Origin of the sequence: Maribacter zhoushanensis (genome assembly GCF_029350975.1) — a bacterium.
GTDB classification, from domain to species: Bacteria; Bacteroidota; Bacteroidia; order Flavobacteriales; family Flavobacteriaceae; genus Maribacter; species Maribacter zhoushanensis.
This window is the reverse complement of sequence record NZ_JARKMR010000001.1, coordinates 1,242,259-1,265,487: the sequence shown is the minus strand read 5'-3', so window position 1 is coordinate 1,265,487 and position 23,229 is coordinate 1,242,259. Positions and strand designations below refer to the sequence as shown.

27 protein-coding genes are annotated in these 23,229 nt (G+C 34.1%); 8 read left to right on the top strand and 19 right to left on the bottom strand.

Translation table 11 applies throughout. The annotated features are described in order from the left end of the window. Positions 1-2 precede the first annotated feature (2 nt). Complete coding sequence (locus PXD56_RS05455; protein ID WP_276492305.1) at positions 3-602, top strand: YdeI/OmpD-associated family protein; 600 nt, start codon at positions 3-5, stop codon at positions 600-602. Between the two features lie 70 nt (positions 603-672). On the opposite strand, the gene yajC is transcribed toward PXD56_RS05455, so the two are convergent. From yajC to nusB, 3 genes are read right to left on the bottom strand one after another with little or no spacing between them, the layout of a single operon-like run. Then, positions 673-960, bottom strand: coding sequence for a preprotein translocase subunit YajC (gene yajC / locus PXD56_RS05450; protein WP_036152840.1), 288 nt, complete (start codon positions 958-960; stop codon positions 673-675). Positions 961-984: 24 nt separating this feature from the next. Next, entirely contained in the window at positions 985-1,455 is a 471-nt protein-coding gene (locus PXD56_RS05445) for a DUF1573 domain-containing protein (RefSeq protein ID WP_276492304.1), read from the bottom strand. Positions 1,456-1,498: 43 nt separating this feature from the next. Beyond that, the gene (gene nusB / locus PXD56_RS05440; protein WP_276492303.1) at positions 1,499-2,446 is read right to left on the bottom strand and encodes a transcription antitermination factor NusB; all 948 of its coding nucleotides are present in this window, start codon (positions 2,444-2,446) and stop codon (positions 1,499-1,501) included. Between the two features lie 217 nt (positions 2,447-2,663). Here nusB and PXD56_RS05435 point away from each other — a divergent pair, with 217 nt between their 5' ends. Together PXD56_RS05435 and PXD56_RS05430 are read left to right on the top strand one after the other, a co-directional pair. Then, positions 2,664-4,415 carry an ABC transporter ATP-binding protein gene (locus PXD56_RS05435; protein WP_276492302.1) on the top strand — a complete coding sequence of 584 codons (1,752 nt, stop codon included), beginning with the start codon at positions 2,664-2,666 and terminating at the stop codon, positions 4,413-4,415. A gap of 65 nt (positions 4,416-4,480) precedes the next feature. Further along, positions 4,481-4,870 (top strand): PUR family DNA/RNA-binding protein, encoded by a 390-nt coding sequence (locus PXD56_RS05430; RefSeq protein WP_276492301.1) that lies wholly within the window; start codon positions 4,481-4,483, stop codon positions 4,868-4,870. A 68-nt stretch (positions 4,871-4,938) separates the two neighbouring features. Here PXD56_RS05430 and PXD56_RS05425 read toward each other — a convergent pair whose 3' ends face one another. From PXD56_RS05425 to PXD56_RS05410, 4 genes are read right to left on the bottom strand one after another with little or no spacing between them, the layout of a single operon-like run. After that, positions 4,939-5,991, bottom strand: coding sequence for a lysophospholipid acyltransferase family protein (locus tag PXD56_RS05425; RefSeq protein ID WP_276492300.1), 1,053 nt, complete (start codon positions 5,989-5,991; stop codon positions 4,939-4,941). Then, entirely contained in the window at positions 5,988-6,908 is a 921-nt protein-coding gene (locus PXD56_RS05420) for a bile acid:sodium symporter family protein (RefSeq protein WP_276492299.1), read from the bottom strand. Before PXD56_RS05420 ends, PXD56_RS05425 begins: the two co-directional genes overlap by 4 nt. Before the next feature lie 4 nt (positions 6,909-6,912). Then, entirely contained in the window at positions 6,913-7,251 is a 339-nt protein-coding gene (locus tag PXD56_RS05415) for a tRNA-binding protein (RefSeq protein WP_276492298.1), read from the bottom strand. Continuing rightward, positions 7,251-7,553 (bottom strand): phosphoribosylpyrophosphate synthetase, encoded by a 303-nt coding sequence (locus tag PXD56_RS05410; RefSeq protein WP_276492297.1) that lies wholly within the window; start codon positions 7,551-7,553, stop codon positions 7,251-7,253. Before PXD56_RS05410 ends, PXD56_RS05415 begins: the two co-directional genes overlap by 1 nt. Before the next feature lie 90 nt (positions 7,554-7,643). Here PXD56_RS05410 and PXD56_RS05405 point away from each other — a divergent pair, with 90 nt between their 5' ends. Both PXD56_RS05405 and PXD56_RS05400 read left to right on the top strand, forming a co-directional pair. Further along, the gene (locus PXD56_RS05405) at positions 7,644-8,207 is read left to right on the top strand and encodes a thioredoxin family protein (RefSeq protein ID WP_276492296.1); all 564 of its coding nucleotides are present in this window, start codon (positions 7,644-7,646) and stop codon (positions 8,205-8,207) included. A gap of 17 nt (positions 8,208-8,224) precedes the next feature. Further along, positions 8,225-8,755: a GNAT family N-acetyltransferase gene (locus PXD56_RS05400; RefSeq protein WP_276492295.1), complete on the top strand. Its 531-nt coding sequence runs from the start codon at positions 8,225-8,227 to the stop codon at positions 8,753-8,755. 5 nt (positions 8,756-8,760) lie between these two features. On the opposite strand, the gene PXD56_RS05395 is transcribed toward PXD56_RS05400, so the two are convergent. After that, entirely contained in the window at positions 8,761-9,297 is a 537-nt protein-coding gene (locus PXD56_RS05395) for a YfiT family bacillithiol transferase (protein ID WP_276492294.1), read from the bottom strand. Between the two features lie 110 nt (positions 9,298-9,407). Between PXD56_RS05395 and PXD56_RS05390 the strand changes: the two genes are divergently transcribed. Then, complete coding sequence (locus tag PXD56_RS05390; protein WP_276492293.1) at positions 9,408-10,046, top strand: peroxiredoxin; 639 nt, start codon at positions 9,408-9,410, stop codon at positions 10,044-10,046. A gap of 129 nt (positions 10,047-10,175) precedes the next feature. Continuing rightward, positions 10,176-10,370 carry a cold-shock protein gene (locus PXD56_RS05385; RefSeq protein WP_027064347.1) on the top strand — a complete coding sequence of 65 codons (195 nt, stop codon included), beginning with the start codon at positions 10,176-10,178 and terminating at the stop codon, positions 10,368-10,370. Positions 10,371-10,687: 317 nt separating this feature from the next. Here PXD56_RS05385 and PXD56_RS05380 read toward each other — a convergent pair whose 3' ends face one another. From PXD56_RS05380 to PXD56_RS05370, 3 genes are all read right to left on the bottom strand, one after another. Then, complete coding sequence (locus PXD56_RS05380) at positions 10,688-11,620, bottom strand: peptidylprolyl isomerase (protein WP_276492292.1); 933 nt, start codon at positions 11,618-11,620, stop codon at positions 10,688-10,690. Between the two features lie 111 nt (positions 11,621-11,731). Beyond that, complete coding sequence (locus tag PXD56_RS05375) at positions 11,732-13,126, bottom strand: M20/M25/M40 family metallo-hydrolase (protein WP_276492291.1); 1,395 nt, start codon at positions 13,124-13,126, stop codon at positions 11,732-11,734. Next, positions 13,098-13,979: a PPK2 family polyphosphate kinase gene (locus PXD56_RS05370; protein ID WP_276492290.1), complete on the bottom strand. Its 882-nt coding sequence runs from the start codon at positions 13,977-13,979 to the stop codon at positions 13,098-13,100. The genes PXD56_RS05375 and PXD56_RS05370 overlap by 29 nt, the downstream gene beginning before the upstream one ends. A 184-nt stretch (positions 13,980-14,163) precedes the next feature. Between PXD56_RS05370 and PXD56_RS05365 the strand changes: the two genes are divergently transcribed. Further along, positions 14,164-14,856, top strand: a complete 693-nt coding sequence (locus PXD56_RS05365) for a hypothetical protein (protein ID WP_276492289.1) — start codon at positions 14,164-14,166, stop codon at positions 14,854-14,856. 10 nt (positions 14,857-14,866) lie between these two features. Here PXD56_RS05365 and PXD56_RS05360 read toward each other — a convergent pair whose 3' ends face one another. The 8 genes from PXD56_RS05360 to PXD56_RS05325 form a co-directional block, all read right to left on the bottom strand. Then, the gene (locus tag PXD56_RS05360) at positions 14,867-16,030 is read right to left on the bottom strand and encodes a sigma-54-dependent transcriptional regulator (RefSeq protein ID WP_276492288.1); all 1,164 of its coding nucleotides are present in this window, start codon (positions 16,028-16,030) and stop codon (positions 14,867-14,869) included. A gap of 9 nt (positions 16,031-16,039) precedes the next feature. Next, the gene (locus PXD56_RS05355) at positions 16,040-16,921 is read right to left on the bottom strand and encodes a DUF6268 family outer membrane beta-barrel protein (RefSeq protein ID WP_276492287.1); all 882 of its coding nucleotides are present in this window, start codon (positions 16,919-16,921) and stop codon (positions 16,040-16,042) included. Beyond that, a complete protein-coding gene (locus tag PXD56_RS05350) occupies positions 16,908-17,843 on the bottom strand; it encodes a mechanosensitive ion channel family protein (protein ID WP_276492286.1) in 936 nt (311 codons plus the stop codon). Before PXD56_RS05350 ends, PXD56_RS05355 begins: the two co-directional genes overlap by 14 nt. Then, positions 17,840-19,186 carry an ABC transporter permease gene (locus tag PXD56_RS05345; RefSeq protein ID WP_276492285.1) on the bottom strand — a complete coding sequence of 449 codons (1,347 nt, stop codon included), beginning with the start codon at positions 19,184-19,186 and terminating at the stop codon, positions 17,840-17,842. Before PXD56_RS05345 ends, PXD56_RS05350 begins: the two co-directional genes overlap by 4 nt. Further along, positions 19,179-20,117, bottom strand: a complete 939-nt coding sequence (locus tag PXD56_RS05340) for an ABC transporter ATP-binding protein (RefSeq protein WP_276492284.1) — start codon at positions 20,115-20,117, stop codon at positions 19,179-19,181. The genes PXD56_RS05345 and PXD56_RS05340 overlap by 8 nt, the downstream gene beginning before the upstream one ends. Before the next feature lie 222 nt (positions 20,118-20,339). After that, entirely contained in the window at positions 20,340-21,458 is a 1,119-nt protein-coding gene (gene dnaJ, locus PXD56_RS05335) for a molecular chaperone DnaJ (RefSeq protein ID WP_036152794.1), read from the bottom strand. Between the two features lie 9 nt (positions 21,459-21,467). Then, entirely contained in the window at positions 21,468-22,025 is a 558-nt protein-coding gene (locus PXD56_RS05330) for a nucleotide exchange factor GrpE (protein ID WP_276492283.1), read from the bottom strand. A 140-nt stretch (positions 22,026-22,165) separates the two neighbouring features. Continuing rightward, positions 22,166-23,128, bottom strand: coding sequence for a TIGR01777 family oxidoreductase (locus PXD56_RS05325; protein WP_276492282.1), 963 nt, complete (start codon positions 23,126-23,128; stop codon positions 22,166-22,168). Positions 23,129-23,229: the final 101 nt, after the last annotated feature.

The following is a 23,229-nucleotide window of genomic DNA, read 5'->3' as shown; positions in this document are numbered from 1 at the left end:
CAATGGAAAAGCAAGAGAAAATAGATACGTTTTATAATGAAGCCCATCAGTTCAAAAATGGAGTTGCCATATTAAGAACGCTTGCTTTAGACTGTGGCATGACCGAAACTTACAAATGGAGTTTTCCTACCTATATGATTAATACTAAAAATGTCATTGCCATAAACAAATTCAAAAACCATTTTGGAATTTGGTTCTTTAACGGGGTCTTTTTGAGCGACCCTGAAAAAATACTAGAGAATGCGCAAGAAGGAAAAACCGTGGCAATGCGTCATTGGAAATTTTCTACACTTGAAGCAATCGATAAAAAACTAGTTACAGTATATATAAAAGAAGCTATTGAAAATCAAAGGAACGGGCTGCAAGTAAAAACGGATAAAAAACCGAAAACAAAAATTGTATTACCCGCCCACCTATCAATTGCACTAGAAGACAATGAAGACATAAATGTTGCTTTTCATAAATTGACCTATTCTAAACAAAAAGATTACGCTGAATATATTTCAACCGCTAAGCAAGAAAAAACAAAACTATCTAGACTAGAAAAGATAATTCCGTTGATATTGGCAGGTAAGGGTTTACTTGATATTTATCGTAGATAAGTAAGATTGTTATAACAAAAAAAACACCGATGTTTCCATCGGTATTTTTTTTATATGAATTAAGAAAAAATTACTTTTTCTCCGGAGCGTTTAACTTAGCGCTCATTTCCATGGATATGGCAGATCTATCAAACTTCAACTTTCCTGCCATTGTTTCCAATACACAAGAAGTATCTTTATCATTCAAATCTACTACTTTTCCGTGCAGACCACTTTTGGTAATAACACGATCACCACGTTTTAATTCTGCTGAAAATTTCTTTTCATCCTTTTGTCTTTTCATTTGAGGTCTGATCATAAAAAAATATGCGACCACAAAAATCAAAATCATCGGAAGAAACTGCCCTATATCACCCATTTTTGGTATATCTGTAAGTTATAATTATTTAACAGGTCCTAATGGAGCTGCTCCTTTTGGGTTAACGAAAGCTTTAATTCTCAAAAGCTCAGATCCTTTTTCAGTGTTAGCCGTAACCGTAATAGTTTTAGTAACCTGGTTTTGGCCAGAACCGTTAAAGTTCACTTTCAACTCACCTTTTTCCCCTGGTGCAATAGGATCCTTTGGAGGATTAGGAACTGTACAACCACAACTACTTTTTGCATCAGTAATAATTAATGGAGCATTACCAGTATTGGTAAACGTAAATACGGTCTCTTGTGGAGTACCTTGCTCAATTGTACCAAAATCATGTTCTGCTTTCTCAAAAGACATTACAGGTACTGCTTTTGCAGCCTCATCTCTTACAGCAGCTTCAGCTACATTATCAGTTTTAATCTTACTTGATGCGTTGTCTTTACAAGAAGTAAAAGCTACCATTGATACTAGACCAACGATTAGAACTATTTTTTTCATACTATTTAGATTTATCAATTAATTGTAAAATTATAAAATATTTTTATAATAGACCTCTTCCCATTTTGTTAAGCTTTCCTTCTGACTTGTATTCTTTAGTAAGCTTATCAAGAATTCCGTTTATAAAAATGCTACTTTTTGGTGTAGAATATTCCTTAGCAATTTCTAAGTATTCGTTTATAGTAACCCTTTCTGGTATAGAAGGAAAATGTAAAAGCTCACAAATAGCCATTTTCAAAAGTATACTATCAATACCTGCAATACGGTCTTTATCCCAATTTGGAGTTTTACCTTCAATCTCCTTTTCCAAGGCATCGTTCTTTAATAAGGTCCTTGACAACAATTGCATAGCATATGTCATATCCTCATCATCTTTCAATAAACTAGGTAAAAAGTAAGACTCTGGGTGGGTTAACTTTGCTTTCTTAAAATGCTTTAAGACAAAGGTATTTACAATAGGAATATCATCTACCCACGTTAATTTATCATCTTCAAAGTAATCGTAGATTTTTTCATTAGGTGCAATGATGTTCTTGAACAAGGTCATCACCAATTCTTTATCTGCAGCATAGTCACTATCAGGTGTAGACATGTATTCTTGGTAGGCATCGCTCTCTAAAATCTCTTTGTAGATCAGCTTTACATACTCCTCATTCAAATACCAATTATCCAATTTTCTATGGGTAAGCTCTTCTTCTAAGGTTTTATTCTCAACAATTTGTAATAACAATCTGTTTTGAATAAACTTATTAGGATTTGGAAAGGCCGTCTTCTTATCGCTAATGTATTTATTTGCGGATAACGAAATTTGGTCCGCAGCTCTTTTTTGTAACTCTACAAAAAGACTTAACCATAATAGGTACAACGTGTAGGTATTCTCTATACTTACCTTTAAAAACTTCTCTTGTTTCTGTAACGAATTGTCCTTAGACTGAATTAGAGCGTAAATACTCTGCATTACCTTAACCCTAATGTGCCTTCTTGTAAGCATTTGAAAGAACTTATTTAATTATTAGTAAATAACCTTGGGACAAGCCCTAGGAGCATTAAATCTCGATTATTGAGTAAATAAAGGCGCAAAGGTAAGTATCTATTTAAAGGGTCACAATAGCAATCGTATTTATCTTAGCTTATTTATAACATATCGTTTTAGGTCAAAAAACTATCTTTGCCCACAGAAATTTACACTATTAGCTTTTCTACTACTTATGAAAGAACTTAAGCATCTAAATAAATATTTTAAAAAATACTGGCTTAAGCTTTTTTTCGGGATTATTATAACCATAGTTGCAAGGTTGTTTCAACTGATTATGCCGTCTTACGTTAATAATTCTATAACTGTAGTAGAGCAATATATAAATGCGGAAATTGAAAAATCAACGGCACAAGAACTGTTGATGGAGTATATACTCATTATTGTAGGGGCCGCTATATTATCTGGTTTCTTTACTTTTTTAATGCGTCAACTTATAATCAATATTTCTAGATATATAGAATACGATCTTAAAAATGAAATATTTGACCACTATCAAAAACTAAGTCTCAATTTCTATAAGAAAAATAGAACCGGAGATTTAATGAATAGAATAAGTGAAGACGTTAACGAGGTTCGTATGTATGCCGGTCCGGCAATTATGTACGGTATGCAGACATTGACATTATTTGCCTGTTTAATACCATTAATGTTCATTAAAGCCCCAACACTTGCAGCTTACACCTTATTACCCTTACCTTTTTTATCGGTGTTAATATATCAAATAAGTAAGGTTATACATAAGAGAAGTACGATCGTACAACAATACTTATCTTCACTATCTACATTTACACAAGAAATATTTTCAGGTGTTTCGGTCATTAAAGCCTATGCTTTAGAACCACAGACTAATGACGATTTGGTAAAGCTTGCCAATGAAGGAAAAGAGAAAAGTGTAAGTCTTGCAAAAGTAAATGCTTGGTTTTTTCCATTAATGATTCTATTAATAGGTATCAGTAATATTTTGGTCATATATATTGGAGGGAAACAATATTTAGCCGGTGAAATTGAAGTTGGTCTTATTGCGGAGTTTATATTATATGTGAATATGTTGACCTGGCCAGTTGCCATAGTAGGATGGCTTACATCTATAGTTCAAAGAGCTGCCGCCAGTCAACGGCGTATCAATGAATTTCTAAATCAAGAGTCAGAAATTAAAAATACACCCACTCATGAACATAAGGTAAAAGGCAAAATTGAATTTAAAGATGTTGATTTCACCTACCAAGACACCAACATCAACGCCTTAAAACATTTATCGTTTACTATAAACGAAGGTGAGACAACAGCGATTATCGGAAAAACCGGATCAGGAAAATCGACTATTCTAGATTTGGTAGCACGACTGTACGATACTACATCAGGAGAGATATTAATTGATGACGAACCAATTAAACATATAGACTTAACCAGTTTAAGAGAATCTATTGGTGCCGTACCACAAGATGCTTTTCTATTTTCTGACAGCATTAAGAATAACATAAAATTTGGAAAAGAAGATGCTACCGATGAAGAAATCATTGACATTGCCAAAGATGCCGTAGTTCATGAAAACATCATGGGCTTCTCTAAAAAATACGATACAATTTTAGGAGAAAGGGGTATTACATTAAGTGGCGGACAGAAGCAGCGTGTTTCTATAGCTAGAGCATTAATCAAAAAACCACAAATTTATTTATTTGATGATTGTCTTTCTGCGGTTGATACAGAAACTGAAGAAGAAATATTGAATAATCTTAAAAAAGCCTCTCAGAATAAAACTACATTAATTGTAAGTCATAGAGTTTCGTCTGCTAAAAATGCTGATAAAATTCTTGTTCTAGATGACGGAAGACTTATTCAGCAAGGTACACATGATGAGTTAAATACGCGAGAAGGCTACTATAAAGACCTCTATCACAAACAGCTCTCAGAGAAAGAAAGTTAAAAAATTGTTGTAGGATAGTGTTTTTTTTTCCATTTTTGATAGTATAACGACACTAAACATTAGAAATGAGCGAAAGAGATTTATCAGATCAGGAAGAAATTCACTCCAAAGTTTTACGCGCAGGTAGAAGAACGTACTTTTTCGATGTAAGAAGTACAAAAGCTGGGGACTATTATTTAACGATTACAGAAAGTAAGAAATTCACGCATGACGATGGTTCATTCCATTATAAGAAGCATAAAATTTATTTATACAAAGAAGACTTTGATGCCTTCAAAGAAAATGTTGAAGAAATGATGGATTTCATTATCAACGAAAAAGGTTCTGAAGTAATTTCTGAAAGACATCAAAAAGATTTTAAGAAAGAAGAAGTTGTAGCTGAAGCTGAAATACCTGTAGAAAATACAACTACTAGTACATCTAGCTTTACAGATGTTAGTTTTGAAGATATCTAAGCGCTAAACTTTTTTTAAAAAATTAACGGTCCTTTTTAAAGGACCGTTTTTATTTTGTAGATAATCAACTACCGCAAACCATACTTTACCAACCCAAAATTCACCAATGTCAATATACCAAGTATTAAGAATGCTATGTAGACGGAAAAACTGAATGACAAAATAGCAAATAGTAAAGTTATATAAATAGGATAAGATACTATCGCAAATACAAATCTAAAAGTACCCATAAATTCGTCTTCAGGCACTTTTGGCTTCAACCATGTTCTCCATATTAAAACAATAGGAAAATTTAAAACAGTAAACAGAAACCTGAATATGCTTGTTTTTTGTTCTTTAGGTAATTTATTATCAGATAATTGTAAATCTTGACCAAAATACGATTGAATCCTCTCATTAGTTGAAGTAGGATTTAATAAATCTACATTTTCAGCGGATAATCGATTTACAATCTTATCATACTTCTCATCATTGGGAATGTGAACAGTTAATTTCTTTAAGCGCTCAGATATAACCTCCTTAATAGCATTACTTGACTTATTCAAGTCATTTGAGTCATACAATCTTTTTGCTGAAATGGGAGTACCATAATGAATTGCAACTTCATCTGGAAAATGTGCTGCATGCTTATAATTGAAGCCAACAGGTATTAAAAGAATGTCTAATTCTGGATACAATTCAAAACTTCTAAATAAAATTCTTGTAAAGCCCTTGCTCAATGGTCTTACTGATCGTCTAAGATTATGGTTTGCCTCAGGAAATAAGAGTAAGGCATTGCCCTTACTTAAAATTTCGGCACATGAATTAAAAATGGCGTCGTTATTAGCTAATGTATCTCTACCATCACGCATTCTATAAATTGGTAGCATTTGAAAATATGAGAATACACGTTTTAGGAATTTACCTTTAAAAACATCTGATCGAGTAAGAAAATAGGGCTTTCTATTACAGTCCGTTGCAATTAGCAATACATCAATCAATGCACTTTGGTGGTTAGGCAAGAACATTACCGGCTTGTCTTTAGGAATATGCTCTAACCCAGAACCAACTATTTTTTTATGATAACCATATAGACCGGTTTTCATCAAAATCTTAACTAAGGAGTACAAAATACCACTCATACTATGGTCTCTTTAGTGACCAATTTTCTATTCCAAAAAGCAGCCAAAATTAAACCCGATATTATGTGCCAAATACCCCAAAACGCAGCAAGAAGTGCCATACCCCCTAATCCGTCAAAAAAAGTAAATATTAATAATAGACCTAAACCAGAATTTTGAATTCCCGTTTCAATGGTTATGGAGCGCAGACTATCTTTTGGAACATTAAACAATCGCCCAAGACTGTATCCTGTAGAAAATGCTATTAGGTTATGAAGTAATACAATCCAAAAAACATATAGTACATAATCTATAAAAATGACACGGTTATTATACAATGCTATAAACACCAAACAAATAAAAAAGACCAAAGAAACTATCTTTAGTTTCTTTGCAATTTTAAATGCCAATTTTGGCTTTTTATAATTTACGTACATACCTAATAATAAAGGTAGACCCAACAATAAAAATACCAGTTTGATCATCTCTAATGGTGATATTGAAATATCTTGAATTAGACCAGCACTAGGCTCATATAACGTTGACCAAAAATGAAAATTCAAAGGTGTCATAACAACAGCTAACATAGTAGCAATAGCAGTAAGACTTACAGACAGCGCAGTATTAGCATTAGATAAATAAGGAATAAAGTTAGAAATATTTCCACCTGGGCAGGCTGCAACCATGAACATACCTAATGCTATACTTGGTAAAGGCTCAATTACAAGAACCAATAAAAAGGTTAACGCTGGCAGTAAAACAAATTGACTTGTTAAACCTAGCAACAATGCTTTGGGTTTTTGCCATAGAGGTTTAAAATCTGCTACTGAAATCTCTAGAGCCACCCCAAACATAACCAAACTTAAAACAAGGTTCATAATCCAAAGTGAACCCGAATCAAAATTAATATGAATAGTATCTAAAATATTATCTGTCAAAAATTTAGGAAATTTTTAATCCGTTTGGCACTTTCATTTGTGGCTGAAGTAGTACCACTGAACTGTTTTCTACAGCTCCCAAGATAAGACATTCACTCATAAAATTGGCAATTTGTTTTTTAGGGAAATTGACGACGGCCGTTATTTGAAGTCCGATCAGCTTTTCTTTCTTATACTTTTCTGTTATTTGGGCAGATGTTTTTTTAATTCCAATTTCATCACCAAAATCAACATGTAACTTATAAGATGGATTTCTAGCCTCTGGAAAATCAAGCACATCTATGATTGTACCCACTCTCATATCAATCTTACTGAAATCTTGCCGAGTAATCGTATCTTTCATTAGCTCAATTTAAGCTTTTCTATCATATCTTTTGGTACATTACCTGCATACATTCCATACGCGTCTACCAATAGACCCTTTTCACCAGTACTAGTTTCAATAACATATAATATGGTATTGTCATCTGGGTTGCTCATACCTTCAAAGCGATAAAATTTCACCACTTCTAATTCTGTAGCAGAATGAATACTTTTTTTGCTTTTATTTTCTACACCGGCATCGCACAAGTTAAAATCTTCAGTGTAACCCTCATCTTGCAATGCTTTAATTGCATTGGATAAAGAAATATATGAATTTTCCATTTTTGAAATAATTTAGAGGTTCTTGAATACCCTAAAGAAAAAACAAGCTTAATATAATCCTTAACTTAGTACCATAAATTATTAGTTGATATGGCAAGAACAGAAAGCAAAATGTTAGCGTTGGGCACGGTAGCTCCAGAATTTAGTCTACTAGATACTGTAAGTAAAAAAACCATGAATTTGCACTCTTTAAACGGTCATAAAGGAACGGTAATCATGTTTATCTGTAACCATTGCCCTTTTGTAATTCACGTAAATCCGGAAATTACCAAAATGGCCATTGAATATCAGAAGAAGGGAATTCACTTTATCGCTATTTCAAGCAATGATGTTGAAAACTACCCAGAAGATGGACCACATTATATGAGGATAAAAGCCAAAGCTGAAAATTACACCTTTCCATATCTATATGACGAAGACCAATCTATTGCAAAAAAATACGATGCTGCTTGTACACCAGACTTTTTCCTTTTTGATGGAGATTTAAAATTAGTGTATCGTGGTCAGCTAGATGATTCTAGACCGGGTAATGGCTTACCTTTAATCGGCAAAGACCTAAGAAATGCCATTGAGAACCTTTTAAAAGGTGAAGAAATAGACCCTGATCAAAAACCTAGTATTGGTTGTAATATTAAATGGAAATCTAGTAACTAATAACAGTCATATAATTAATGATGAAGCCCGATATTCAGTTTGATCTACTGAAACCAGAACTTTACAATAAATACATTGAAATAGGTACAAAAGCATATAATCAACATTATACTCATCTTTGGCCCAATGGTGACACAAGCACCTATATAGAAAATAGTTTTACGAGAAAGATATTATTAGATGAAGAAAAAGACCATAATACAGCTCTATATCTAATAAAGATCGATTCTGTATATGTTGGTTTGTTAAAAATCACTTTACACAAACAAGTACAAGAATATAGCAAATTTGATGCCTTATATCTTGACAAAATCTATATTCTTAATGAATTTTCAGGAAAAGGTATTGGTACAAAAAGCTTACGGTTCGTTGAGAAAATAGCTAATGAACACTCTAAAAAAGTAATCTTTTTAGAATCTATGCAGAAAGGGCTGGCACTACCCTTTTACCAATCAAATTCATTTATAATAGTGGCCAATACTCAAGTACCCTTCAAAAATGTGATAGAAGAGGAAAAACCAATGTACTTGTTAAGAAGAATTTTATAGAATGGTTACCAGCCCTTTCGCTCGGCAAGGTTTTTTATATGGGCAAAATGATGGTTTCCATGCCATGCATACTTACCAATATTTTCAGCTACAGACACATTAACATTACCTTCTGGGTGAATATAACTTTTCTTTAAATCTTCTGGGGTTAACCTTTGGCACATATAGACCAATTTGGCATGCAACGCCGTTAAATACAAAATTGAAAGATTTATAGGTGCTGTTTTGGCATCAATAAGTTCACTCCATAATTTTTCTTCATACACCTTAATAAGTGGTCTATTCTCAGTCAATGCCCATTTAAAACGAGTATAACTATGGTGATGACTATCTGCTATATGATGAATTACTTGCCTTACCGTCCAGCCACCTTCACGATAGGGCGTTTCTAATTGAGCTTCAGAAAAATCACCAACCAAATCAATCAACCGTTGCGGTAATGTTTCTATCGCAATTATCCATTGCTTTATATCCTCATCAGAGATATTTTCAGGATATGCAAAATGCCCTATCGGGTACCTTAATTTTTCTAAATCTTCCATAAACTAAAAGTAGAAATTTTAATAGACTTTTAACCCGAAAACTTTAGACTTAGCTAATTAATCTACTAATTTTATAGGATATAAAATTAAACACATAAAAATATAATAATATGGCAACAATACGTTTGGGTGACAAAGCACCTAATTTCACGGCAGATAGCTCAATGGGAACCATCAACTTTTACGATTACTTAGGTGATAGTTGGGGAATTTTGTTCTCTCACCCGGCAGATTTTACTCCGGTTTGTACAACAGAATTAGGCACCGCAGCCAAATTCAAAGATGAATTTGACAAGCGCAATGTAAAAATGATAGCACTTAGTGTTGATGGCGCAGCTTCACATGCTGAATGGATCAAAGACATTAACGAAGTGCAAAATACAGTAGTAAATTTTCCAATTATTGCAGATGAGGATAAAAAAGTATCTGATTTATATGATATGATACACCCAAATGCAGACAATAATCTTACGGTTCGTTCTGTATTTATTATTGCACCAGATAAAACTGTGAAACTTACATTAACTTACCCGGCATCTACCGGAAGAAACTTTTATGAGTTATTAAGAGTAGTAGATTCCTTACAACTTACAGCAAATCATAAAGTGGCAACACCAGCAAATTGGGAACATGGCAACGATGTAGTAGTTAGTCCGGCGATATCAACCGATGATGCAAAAGGCATATTTTCAAAGGGAGTTACGGAGGTAAAACCTTATTTAAGAATGACTCCAGACCCTACTGCATAGTCTTAAAAACAAGTTCATTCTCAATACATTAGAATAAATTTATTAACCATAAGATAACGTACAAGAATTTAAGTTTTTAAACAAAAAAAAACTATCTTCGCTCTTTAATTAATATTTAATTTTTCTATTATGAGTAAAGGAACAGTAAAATTCTTCAATGATTCTAAAGGTTACGGATTTATCACTGAAGATGGTTCAAACGAAGATCATTTTGTACACATTTCTGGCTTAATCGATGAAGTTCGTGAAGGTGATGTTGTAGAATTTGAACTACAACAAGGTAAAAAAGGATTAAACGCCGTTAATGTGAAAGTAATTGACTAGGTAAAGATTTAACTTTTTTATAGTATAAGACCCGGACCAATTGGTTCGGGTTTTTTTGTGCCTTATTTTTTTTGAAAAATTGTTCAACCTAAACGCAACCTTTTATATAAATACATATCTATTGATTAAACAATAACGGTTCCCCGACCTTAACCATGTATTTATGACCACATTTTTGACCGTATTTTTAGTTTTGATGGTAGTCAACGTTATTTTGCTTTTGGGCAGTTTCGTTACTCGTAAAAAGTAAACATCAAAAAAAACACCCATATCTATATGATACAGGTGTTTCATTATTCTTATAAAGTCTTTAGGCTTTAACCAACTTTCATTAATTCTACATCAAAAATTAATGTAGCATTTGGTGGTATTACACCTCCTGCACCAGCTGATCCATATGCTAAATCAGAAGGGATAACGAAACGTGCTTTATCACCAACTTGTAATAAAGAAATACCTTCATCCCAACCTGGAATAACCTGACCAATACCTAATTGAAAATCTATAGGAGAGTTACGCTTGTAAGATGAGTCAAACACTTGACCATTTAAAAGGGAACCTTCATAGTGTACAGAAACTTTTTCACCTTTAACAGCTTTAGCCCCATCACCTTTCTGAATCATTTTATAACGAAGTCCAGAAGGCGTAGAATCAAATCCTGCGGCTACTTTATCAAGTTCAGCTTCTTGCTGCGCTTTTTCTGCTGCCAATCTTGCTTCACCCGAAGCATTGAAATCTTCAAAGGCTTTTACAGCATCCCACTTCTGTGCTGCATCACCAACTCTAACTATTTCTAAAGATTCAATAACATCATCTTGAGCTATAGCATCTACAACTTCTTGACCAGATTCAACGTGACCAAAAATAGTATGTTTATTATCTAACCAAGGTGTTGGAACATGAGTAATAAAAAACTGACTACCATTGGTACCAGGACCAGAGTTGGCCATTGAAAGTACACCAGGAGCATCATGCTTTAATTCTGGGTGAAATTCATCATCAAATTTATAACCGGCATCACCAGTTCCTCTACCTTGAGGACAGCCACCTTGAATCATAAAATCTGGAATAACCCTATGAAATTTTAAACCATTGTAATAAGGTTCTCCTTTACCCTTGGCACTATTTTCTTTATCTCCTTCAGCTAAGGCTACAAAGTTACCTACCGTACCAGGTGTTTTATCGTGAGTTAATTTTACTAGTATTTCGCCTTTATTTGTATTGAACTTGGCGTAAATTCCGTCTTCCATTTTATTTTTTTTAGTATCCGGCAAAGGTAAAGAAATTTAACGGTTTGTACATTTCATCCCCTTCAAAAGCATAAATTGATTCATGAACTATTGTGATCGAAAAAACAGCAATTAAAATCCGTACTTATCTACTAGATATATTAAACTTGCCATAGATGCCGCCCCTAATTGAAGCTCCCTTTTATTCACATGTTCAAACGTATCATTCTCTGCGTGATGGTGGTCAAAATATCGTTGAGAATCTGGTCTTAAACCTGCCAATACCAAACCTTCGTTTTTTAAGGGACCAATGTCAGCTCCACTAAAACCTTTTTCAAAATAATGAACTAAGTACGGTTTAAAAAGACTTTTCCATTCCAGTACTTTATCAAAATCCTTGTCAGAACTTTCAAAAGTAAATCCGCGAGGAGAAAATCCGCCAGAATCACTTTCTAAAGCAAAAATGTGCTTTTCATTCTTGGTACTTGCAATTTCCGCATACTTTTTGCCACCTCTTAAACCATTTTCCTCATTCATAAATAGAACAACCCTTACCGTACGTTTTGGCTTATAACCTGTTTTCTTAAATAAATTTAAGACCTCCATGCTTTGAACACAACCTGCACCATCATCATGAGAACCATCACCTAAATCCCAAGAATCTAAATGACCACCAACAACGATTACCTCTTCTGGTTTTGTTGTTCCCCTAATCTCCCCAATAACATTATAAGATTCTACATCATTGAACTGTTTACAATTCTGTTTGAAATAAAATTTGATAGCAGGATTCAATTTTAAAGAAGTACTTAATAATTCTGCAGCGTTGGTACTAATTGCCGCAGCAGGAATTCTTTCTGATACTGGCTGCTCTCCATAATTCATGGACCCCGTATGTGGATAATCGTCTAAACGAAGATTCATTGAACGTACAATTACACCTACCGCACCAAATTCAGACGCTTCTAAAGCACCGGCATAACGCTGATTTACACAATTAGAATAAGCAGTAAACGTATTAATTTGGGTAGCGTCCATAGGTTTATTAAAGAACACTATTTTTCCCTGAATTTTTTCTCTGCCAAGCGCCGCTAGTTGCTCTATACCCTGAACTTCAATAATATTAGCCTTTACACCATTGGGCGAAGTAGCTACAGAACCACCTATAGCACAAATAGGTACATTAGTAGTAGTACCGGGCAATGTTTCAAAATAAGCAAATTCAGGAGTTCCCCTTACCCACTTAGGCACCATAACCGGTTGCAACCAAACTTTATCGACACCTAGAGAATCTAATTGAGCTTTTGTATAATCAACAGCCTGTTGTGCTTGAATAGATCCAGATAGCCGCCCACCAATCTGATTAGACAGATAGTTTAACCAATCATAACCATCACCTTCTGTTAAAGCAGTGTCATAAAGTTTCTTTATCTGTTCTTCATCCGCATTTTGTGAAAGCCCCACATATGCAAAAGCAAAAACAAAAAATATAGCTAGTTTACTTTTCACTTTGTAATTGTTCTTCATAGCTGTCTAAATTAGCCATTATTTTTTCGCTCAACATAGGCTCTTTGATATCTTTGTATTTTTTTAACGATTCTAATAGTATAGACGCTACAATTATACGTGTTGCCTTTTTATTATCTGCAGGCACCGCAAACCACGGTGCATGATCATGAGTGGTTTTAGCTATTGCTTCTTCATAGCATTTTTGATACGTGTCCCACAACTTTCGTTCTTTTAAATCTCCTGGAGAAAATTTCCAATGTTTTTCTTTAAGAGCTAATCTTCTCAATAAACGTTGACGCTGTTCTTCTTTTGAGAGATTCAGAAAAAATTTAAATATTAAGGTCCCATTTTCTGCTAGGTGCCGCTCAAAGTCATTTATTTGTTCAAACCTTTTATCCCAAAATTTTTGATTTATATCTTCAACTGAGTGTATACCGGGTATATGCTCGTTTAAGATGTATTCTGGATGTACCCTTGTCACCAAAACATTTTCATAATGGGTTCTATTGAACACTCCAAACTTACCTTTTGCCGGTAGTACTAAATAATGGCGCCATAGATAATTATGACTTAACTCTAACTCTGTAGGAACTTTAAAACTATGTACCTCTACCCCACTTACATTAAAATCTTTAAACACCTCACGTATTAAACTATCTTTACCTGCAGTATCCATACCTTGTAGACAAACAAGAATACTATATTTTCCATGGGCGTAAATGGTATCTTGAAACTCACCAAGTTCTCTTCTAATTTTTGACAATTCTTTTTTAAGCTCTTTATCAGACTTTCCAAAATCTTCAAAAGTCTCATTATCAGCTATTTTAAAATTTTTATTGGTCCTATAATTGTCTACTTTTATTTTATCCATTCTGAAATATAAAATTTAATATTAATGATTACTAATTCGGTAATAAAATATAAGTAATACATTTCTCACAAATTCCGTTAATCGTGATTGATGTGTATTGTATCGAAAATAATATTTTCAACAAGATAAAGCATCTAAATTTATCCGTGTAAGATCCCAAATCTTACACCTAAATCACCTACTTATGAAGAAAAATATCTTTTTTTTCTGTGCAATCGCACTACTATCCTTATCATCATTCGGTATGAATGTTGAGTGTGAATATGCCAATTCTAACATGGGTTATGCCAAATCTCAAATAGACGCTGCATTACTTACGCAAGATATTAACCAAGCTCGTTTTTATGCCTATAAAGCATTAAGTGCATTAGAGAAATCTAAAAACCAGCTGAATATTTGCGGGTGTAAATTAGCAAAAGAAAGTATGTTAGAAAATATGGAAGTGCTATCACTTGCCACAAAATCGACTACATTAGAAGGTACACTTAGTTATTTAAACAAATCTATAGAATTAACCAATAATACCATACTAGTATTAGAATCTCACGAAACTCATGAAAGTGCATATGATAACGACGCACTTTCTGTAAATACCAATTCTACAACCACGAATTCAACTAAAAAAATTACTAAGAAAAAGGACCTATTTAAAACTATAGATACTTCTTTAGAAAAATATCGTATTTCGTTAGATAAGGTTGTTCAAAGTGTGAACTGCAAAGACGCTACTGCTTTTGCAACTAGAATTTTTGATGAATGTGAAGCACAACTATTAAAGCCGGATATCTCTGAAGGTAGCAAATATTACAATCTGCGTACTAAAGAGATTACCCAAGAAGCTTTAAATAAAATCGGTAATTGTTCTGCTAAAAAGTAAAGACAAAAGTCTATTTACTAGCAAACAATTTTACATCATCTTCTGATACTTCTTGACCACCAAGAATAATCAGTCTTTCAACAACGTTTCTTAGTTCTCTAATATTCCCGGTCCAATCATAGGCTTTCAGTAGCTTAATTGCTTTGTCAGAAAATGTTTTACCTGCCATACCTTGTTCAGCGGCAATCTTTTCAGCAAAATGTTCTATTAATAGAGGTATGTCATCTCTTCTATCATTTAAGCTAGGAACCTTTATAAGTATAACCGCTAGTCTGTGATATAGATCCTCTCTAAAGTTGCCTTCCTCAATTTCCTTCTTTAAATCTTTGTTAGTAGCTGCAAGTACACGAACATCAACTTTTATATCTTTATCTGTACCTACACGAGATATTTTGCTTTCTTGGAGCGCTCTCAACACTTTTGCTTGTGCAGAAAGACTCATATCACCTATCTCATCTAAAAATATAGTTCCTTTATTGGCAGCTTCAAATTTACCAGCTCTATCTTTTACTGCAGATGTAAACGCCCCCTTTACGTGACCAAATAGTTCACTTTCTATTAATTCTGATGGTATTGCCGCACAGTTTACTTCAATAAAAGAAGCTGAGCTTCTTGTACTCTTTTCATGTAACCAATGCGCTACAAGTTCTTTACCTGTACCATTAGATCCCGTAATCAATACACGGGCATCGGTAGGTGCAACTTTCTCGATCATGTCTTTGATTGTACCTATCTCACTACTCTCACCGATCATTTCGTAATTCTTACTAACTTTTTTCTTTAAGTTCTTGTTTTCAACTACCAAAATTTTTCGGTCCAAGGCATTTCTAACAGTAGTAAGTAATCTATTTAAATCTGGCGGTTTAGAGATATAATCAAAAGCTCCTAAACGCATAGTATTTACGGCAGTATCTAGATCTCCGTGACCAGATATCATAATAAACGGAATTTCAGGTTTAATTTTTCTGGCAGCTTCAAGTACCTCAACGCCATCCATTTTTGGCATTTTTATATCGCAGAGTACTAAGTCATAGTCGTTGTTCTTAATCGTCTCAATACCTTTTAAGCCGTCTTCGGCCTCTTCTACGGAGTATGCATCATTTTCTTCGGATAAAATTTTGACCAATACCCTTCTAATTGCTGCTTCATCTTCTATTACTAATATCTTTGACATAACTGCTTTTTATATTCCTATTCTTATTCCTGTTCTAAAATATAGACCCGATGCGTCGTTTAAGGTAAATATATCATCTCTTTCTTCATTTCGTAATGCACTATTTTGATAAATAGAACGACCACCTATAAAGTAAACGGACATATCCTTAGTTATTTTATATTGATATCCTAATGTCAATAATAATGCCGTAGAAGAAACATCGGTAGATAAATTATTGCCGGGTAATAAAATATCATTCTGGATATTGACATAATACCCATCTAAAAATACTTCAGTCTGAAAGAAATGCCCTTTCTTGGTATAGTATTTCATGCCAGATTTTGGTACTCCCAAAGTATACGCCCAGTTTGGATGAAATCTTTTTTCAAAATACACAAAGGGTAACGGAACATCTATAGGAGAAGTTCCATTATACGAAATACCCAAAACCAACATATACGGCTTATCTACATCCTTCACATTTTTATACGCACCCAGGGTGTAATTCATATTAAAATCTTCGTTGTCTAATTCCTGTACAAAGTTCGTAGACCACCTAGGCGTAACCACACCAATTAGTCGCCAGTTCTCAGATAATTTATACATATAAGCCAAATTCACATCTAAAACATGAAATTTGCTCAAGTCTCCTGAATTTGGAAATAAATCGTCTGGAACCTCAAAATTATATCTATTATACTCTGCACCAAGAACCAAGAAATCTTTCTTGTCACGAACCGCAATGGGTACATTCAACACCAACTTAATACGTGATGTTTCAACATCTCCACTATTTTCTGGCATCAGCATATATTCTAATCTAAATACATCTGGAGTCTGTGCTACAACCTTAGTAAAAGTAAAAAGCAGTAAACATATGATTAGAATAACAAGGTTATGCTTTTTCATTATCATCTGCATTTGAAACATTCTTGCTCTGGGCAGTACCTTGCTGGTACAAATACACATCTCTTTGAGGAAAAGGAATAGAAATATTATGCTTTCTAAACTCAGCATCGATCTTATACCGTACTTCACTTTTAACACGTGGATCCGTAAAACTGTCGGTGATATAAAAATTAACGGCAAATACAAGAGCAGAATCACCAAAGTCTTCAAAAATGACAAAAGGTTTAGGACTCTTTAAAATAGTTCTTTGAGACTTCACTACATCTAAAAGAATATTGGTCACCAATTCAGTATCACTACCATATGCTACCCCTACACGTACCAATTCTCTAGTAGTCTTGTGATTTTGGGTATAGTTATAAACTATGTCGCTAATGAATTTATGATTTGGTATTATAATTACTTTATCATCTCTCGTAATCGCTCTGGTGGTACGTAGTTTAATCTCAAAAACTTTACCGACCTTATTATCTATTTCTATGATATCGCCTACTCTCAAAGATTTGTCAACAATGATGAATATACCGCCAATAATATCTTGAAAAATCTCTTGTAACGCCAAACCAAGACCAACAAATAATGCTGCAGATGCCGTAATTAATATGGTAATATTAATACCCGCCGCACTCATGGTGAACAGTATGACTATGACATATACTAGATACTTAATAAACTTGAATATGCTGATAAACTTTAGTTTATCGTCCATCTCCATTTTTCTTGTGAAAAATCTTCGAATGGCTTGTAAAACAGTACTGGTAAGTAGAAAGGCAACAGTTAACAATAATAGCAGACCTATGGTAATGTTGATAGATTTATCACCCTCACCAAAATGATAGCCTAGGTCTAAAAATTTCTTTATAGTACCCCAAATATCATCCTCAATTATCTCCTTTATGGTTTCTGTACTTTCCTGAATCATGACGAATATTTAAGCCACTTATATAATTCTTTATAGCTTGGTTTTTTACCGTACATTAAAATACCTACTCTATAAATTTTTGCAGCCACCCAAACAATACCAATAAAAGTACCTATTAATATTAGAATTGACGTGACCAATTGCCATACAGGCACTCCGCCTTCACCAATACCCCATGGCAAACGCATTAACATTACTATTGGTGATGTCAATGGAAAAAGGGAAAATGCTACGGCTATTGGTCCGTTAGGGTTACTGAATACAGAGAAAAACCCAACGTAAATAGCCAACATTAAAGGTAAAATTACCGGAAATATAAATTGTTGCGTATCTGTTTCATTATCCACCGCAGCACCAATAGCGGCATAGATAGAACTATATATTAAATACCCTAGCATAAAATAGACAATGAAAAAGAAAAGCATTGCAAAAATGGGCAACTCAAAAATTTCTTGCGTATACAGTTGAATGTTTTGGGTAAGGGCATCTACATCAACATTTGCGGTATTTGCCATCCCTGGCGACATACCACCACCTTTGGTAAGGCTTGCCGGGTCAATATCAAAAATAGCCAAACCAATAACTAATAAAATTGCGCCAGATATGATCCAAATTCCAAATTGGGTGATACCTGCAAGAGATGTCCCAATTATTTTACCCATCATTAAATGAAAAGGCTTTACAGATGAAATAATAACTTCAATGATACGGCTGGTCTTCTCTTCTATAACGCTACGCATTACAAAACCGCCGTAAATAATGATAAACATCATTATTAAATAGCCAAATGCACCACCAATAATGGCTTTGATCTCGTTGATACCTTTAACATTCTGCAGCCCGTCAAAAGTTTCTATGTTTATATTATAACTACGATCCATTTCCGCATACTCCTTAGGTGACAACCCAAGTTCTCGCAAGCGTTCTTGACGCAACCGTGTGGTAATAGAATTTTCTAACTTATCAAGTACCGTAGCACTTGGAGCATCTTTACTATAGAAAAAAGCACGCTGGGCAACCTGCTCTAAATTAGTTTCGTTAGGCAAGTAAATAAGACCATAAAAACCTAAGCCCATGGTAGAGTCTTTTGCCTGTTCTAATGTTATATCTTTAAAATTGATATATGATGTAGCCTCTGAGGTTACAAATTCATTAGCGAAATAACTACTCTCGTTTAATACACCTATTACCTTTTTTTCAGTGTCGTTCAATTGTGTAAGGTACGCTATCAGCAATATCATACCTACCATTAAAATAGGACTCAAAAAGGTCATAACCACAAAAGACTTGTTACGTACCTTGGCTATATATTCTCTTTTAATTATTAGTGGTAACTTATTCATTATCAATATTTTTATTTTGAATGGTCTTAATAAAAATATCGTTGGCAGACGGTATGGTCTCAATAAACCCGTTTACGTTTGCCCTAGAACCAAGAAAGGACAATATTTCACCTGATTGGTTAGAAGGTAACTGCACTCTAAGATTCAATTGATTTTCTAAACTATCGTAATCTTGTGTAAGAATTTGAAACTTATCTTTCATTTCATGTAGTAACGCTTCTTGATTATTGGTTTCTAAACCTATTTCAAAAATGTTATTCTTGTAAGCTTTTTTAATATCGGATAATTTACCATCCAATATTTTTTCAGATTTATGAATCAATGCTATGTACTCGCACAATTCTTCAACAGACTCCATTCTATGTGTAGAGAAAATTATTGAAGTACCATTTTCTTTAAGACTTAAGATCTGTTCCTTAATGATATTGGCATTTATTGGATCAAAGCCACTAAAAGGCTCGTCAAAAATCAACAACTTTGGTTCGTGAAGCACGGTAACCACAAATTGTATTTTTTGTGCCATACCCTTAGAAAGCTCCTGTATTTTCTTATTCCACCAGTCGCCAATCTCCAATCTTTCAAACCAATACTTCAATCTCTTTTTTGCTTCAGCCTTAGACAAACCTTTTAGCTGTGCTAAGTATAGTGCCTGCTCACCAACTTTCATGCTTTTATACAGACCGCGTTCTTCTGGCAAATAACCAATTTGTGCAATATGCTCAGACTTCAGTAACTCACCATCAAAATAGACAGCTCCTTTATCTGGAAAAGTGATTTGATTTATAATACGTATCAAGGTGGTTTTACCGGCCCCGTTAGGTCCTAGCAATCCGTAGATACTATTCTTAGGAATTTCAAGGGAAACGTTCTTCAATGCCGTATGGCTTCCAAACTGTTTGGTGACCTCATTAGCTACCAAAATATGACTCATGTACTCAATTTCTACAAAGATATTGAAATGTTTGGACTAGCTACACTCTTTATGATTCCTTTATAAGGGTAAGTAATGCAATTCATTTTGCCTTAAAAAGCAAAACCCACCCTTGATAAATCAAGGATGGGAAAAAAATTGCTATGAAAAAGAAAATTAATATTGGTTGCCCAATATTATCTCAAATATACGTTTTTTATTTAAAAACCGGCTATTTAGAACTTATGAGAACATATCTTTTACTTTTTCAAAAAATGACTTGTCAGATTTCTCAGGTCTAGGTTCAAAATTATCATTGCCCTGCATTTTCTCAAAGAACTCACGCTGTTCTTTATTCAATTCTTTAGGTGTCCAAACATTTACGTGTACCAATATATCACCAGCACCATAACCATTTAAACTTGTAATTCCTTTACCTCTAAGTCTTAATATTTTACCAGACTGAATACCAGCTTCAAGCTTGATACGAACCTTACCGCCAACAGCGTCTATTTCTTTTGACGTACCTAAAACTGCTTCAGAAATACTAACATAAAGATCATAGTGAAGGTTATCACCTTCTCTTTTTAAGGTACTATGTTCTTGAGTTTCTATGGCAACCAATAAATCTCCTGGTACTCCGTTCCCTGGAGCATCATTACCCTTATTAGGTACTTTTAACTGCATACCCTCTTCTACACCTGCCGGTATATTAATAGAAACGGTTTCTTCTGCAACCTTAAGTCCTTGTGCATCGGCATCACCAGGTTTACCATCTAAAATTTGACCACTACCACCACAAGTACTACAAACTGCTGCAGTTTGCATTCTACCAAGTATAGTATTCTGAATTTTTGTCACCTGCCCTCTACCATTACAAGTAGAACATGTTTTATAGGTAACCCCTTCTGCCTGAACTTTTCGTTTTACCTTAACTTTTTTCTCAACACCATTTGCAATCTCTTCTAAGGTCAATGAGACCCTAATACGAAGATTACTTCCTTTAACTCTACGTTGACCACCGCCACCGCCGAAACCACCAAAGCCTCCGCCGCCGAAACCGCCGCCAAATATATCACCGAATTGGCTGAAGATATCATCCATATTCATACCGCCACCGAAGCCGCCGCCACCGCCGCCTTCAAAGGCAGAATGACCGAATTGATCGTAACGAGCTTTCTTATCGGCATCGCTTAAGATCTCATAAGCCTCAGCAGATTTTTTGAACTTCTCTTCAGCAGAACTATCGCCAGGATTTTTATCTGGGTGATATTGCAATGCCTTTTTACGGTATGCTTTCTTTATTTCTGCAGCAGTTGCATTCTTACTGATGCCCAATACTTCATAATAATCTTCCTTCATTCCAATCTTTTAATTTCCTACTACTACTTTTGGATGCCTAATTATACGGTCACCCAACTTAAATCCTTTTTCAATGACATCGATGATTTTACCTTTCATCTTTTTATCAGGAGCCGGTATTTGTGTAATTGCCTCATGTATTTCTGCATCGAATACATCACCCGCATTTGCCTCGACCATTTCCAAGCCTTTACCTTTAAGTGTTTCTCTAAGCTTAACGTTAATTAGCTCTACACCCTTAAAAGCATCTTTGTCTTCTGACTTTGCCAATTCTTTCATTGCTCTGTCAAAATCATCCAATACAGGTAATAATGAAACTATTACTTCTTGACCCGCAGTTTTGAACAACTCCATACGTTCTTTAGAAGTACGTCTTTTATAATTCTCAAATTCTGCAAACAATCTTAAAAACTTATCTTTCTCTTTTGCTAGCTCCTCATTTAAAGTCTCTTCTACAGACTTTTCTTCCACTTCCTCTTCATTCTCTAGCTTTTGTTCTTGTTCTTCGCCATCTAATAGCTCATCATCCAAGAATTCATCATCCAAAGTGTTTTCTTTATCACTCATAATTTATATTAATTTAAATCGCCGATTAAAAGCAGGCAAAAGTACTGCCAATTCTTTAAAAATGTCAAAATGTCACAAAAGTTTAAAAAAAAAATCCGCCAAAAAGCGGATTTAATTATATCTGACAAATGAATAAGCTTTTATGAGACAAATTGTTTTGTTGCATTATTTTTAGCATCAACACACTCAGCATTGGTATTATAGATAGCACCAAGTGCTTGACAAATATTGACATATTGAAATATAAAACCTTCTTCTTCAATTTTTTTACTACTTACGCGCTGACTAGCAAATAAGATATATGCCATCTTACCAAGTACTGTATACATTACAAATTTTGGGATATTAGGTAGAAACAATGGTTGACCTAAAGCCTTTGCTATCTCTTTTACCAACTTTATATTGGTTACAGGATTTGGTGCAACACCATTATATGTGCCTTTTAGTTTATACTTGGTTATATGTAAAAATATACCTGCTAAATCAGAAATATGAATCCATGATTGCCATTGTTCACCAGAACCAAAAGCTGCACCAACATAATATTTAACCGGTTTTGCCATTTCTGGTAAGGCACCACCATCTTTTGACATTACCAAGCCAATACGAACTTTAGCTACCGCTAATCCAAGTGACTTAAACTCATTGATTTTCTTTTCCCAAAGACTAACTACCTCTCCCAGAAAACTCTCATCAACTTTTTCCTCGTTCTCTGTATAATAATTACTTAGAGAATCTGGATAAATACCAATTGCAGAAGCAGAAACCAGAGAAGTTACTGTATGGTTTTCATTTTCTAGCAGCGTTTTCTTTAAAAGCTCTAAAGTATTAACCCTACTATTAATTATCTCTTTTTTATAACTGCTTGTCCACATTTTAGAAATACTGGAACCAGCTAAATTGATAATGACCGAAACACCATCTAAACATTTAGCATCAATTTCTCCATTAGAAGGGTCCCAAAAGTAACCTTGGTAGTTTTCTTCTGAAACAATTTTATTTTTTCGTGTAGTAAGGTAGTTGACGGTATAACCTATATCATGGCATTGAGATACTAACTCGCTACCTACTAAACCTGTCGCACCTGTTATCAATACTTTCATGGACTAAAGGTATTATTTTTGATACATCTAGATACACTATTTAATTCCGATTTAACATTGTTGCCAAAGCTATTGAGATGCAACGCGTTAAAGTTTTATTA